Below are 1,274 nucleotides of genomic sequence, written 5' to 3'. Positions count from 1 at the left end.
CGGCTCACGAACTGCGAGATGCCCGCGTCGGCTGCGGCTTCGATCTTCTCGATTGGCGCGCTGCCGCCTTCGGCCGCGACCGGATCGAAGCCCGTCGCGCGCACCGTGATGACCTTGATCGGATCGCTCGATTGAACCGTCGCGATGGCGTTGCCTGCGTAGATCGGGCGCTCGAAGGTATCGGCGCTGTCCACTGCGGTGATGTCGCTGATTTGCGCGACATCCAGATGCGCGGCGATGCGCGGCGCGATGTTCTTGCCGTAAGCCGTAGCCGGAGCCAGAATGTGCGAATAGTCCTTCGCGATATTCAACACCGTGCCTTCGATATTTTCCGCGAGGCCCGCTTCGAGTTGCGGCGCATCGGCCAGCAGCACTTTCGACACGCCCGCAATCTTCGCCGCCTGATCCGCCGCGCCTTGCGCGTTCGAACCCGCCACCAGCACGTGCACATCGCCGCCGATCTTCGCGGCCGCCGCAATGGTATTCAGCGTCGCTGCCTTGATCGACGCATTGTCGTGTTCCGCAATTACCAGAATCGTCATTTTCGTCCGTCTCCCTTACAGCACCTTGGCTTCGGTCTTGAGCTTCTCCACCAGCGTCTTCACGTCCGGCACCGTGATGCCAGCGCTGCGCTTGGGCGGCTCGACGACCTTCAGGGTCTTCAGACGCGGCGTCACATCCACGCCCAGGTCCGCCGGCTTCACCGTCGTCAGCGGCTTCTTCTTCGCCTTCATGATGTTGGGCAGCGTGACGTAGCGCGGCTCGTTCAGGCGCAGGTCGGTCGTGACAACGGCGGGGAGCTTGAGCGACAGCGTTTCCGCGCCGCCATCGACTTCACGCGATACGGTGGCCTTGCCATCCGCGATCACCACCTTCGATGCGAACGTCGCCTGCGGCAGGCCGGCCAACGCGGCCAGCATCTGACCGGTCTGGTTCGAATCGTCGTCGATGGCCTGCTTGCCCAGGATGACCAGTTCCGGCTTCTCCTGATCGACCAGCGCCTTCAAGATCTTCGCCACCGCGAGCGGCTGCAATTCATCAGCGGATTCAACCAGAATCGCGCGATCGGCGCCGATGGCCAGCGCCGTGCGCAGCGTCTCCTGACATTGCGTGACCCCGCACGACACCGCCACCACCTCCGTCGCAATGCCTGCTTCGCGCAAGCGCACCGCCTCTTCCACGGCGATCTCATCGAACGGGTTCATCGACATCTTCACGTTGGCGATATCGACTCCCGTGTTGTCCGACTTCACCCGGACCTTCACGTTGTAGTC

The 1,274-nt window shown here is 63.3% G+C and carries 1 protein-coding gene and 1 pseudogene; both read right to left on the bottom strand.

Features of this window, described 5'->3' with window-relative positions:
* Positions 1-542, bottom strand: a pseudogene (locus AWB83_RS35595) (electron transfer flavoprotein subunit alpha/FixB family protein); the annotation flags it as partial.
* A 15-nt stretch (positions 543-557) separates the two neighbouring features.
* Positions 558-1,274, bottom strand: a 717-nt coding sequence (locus AWB83_RS35590) for an electron transfer flavoprotein subunit beta/FixA family protein (RefSeq protein ID WP_143750169.1), incomplete at its 5' end; no start/stop codon positions are given.

This window comes from Caballeronia ptereochthonis (assembly GCF_001545075.1).
Lineage (GTDB): Bacteria > Pseudomonadota > Gammaproteobacteria > Burkholderiales > Burkholderiaceae > Caballeronia > Caballeronia ptereochthonis.
Note: the sequence above shows the minus strand (reverse complement) of the source record. Positions and strands in the feature narration are given on the sequence as shown.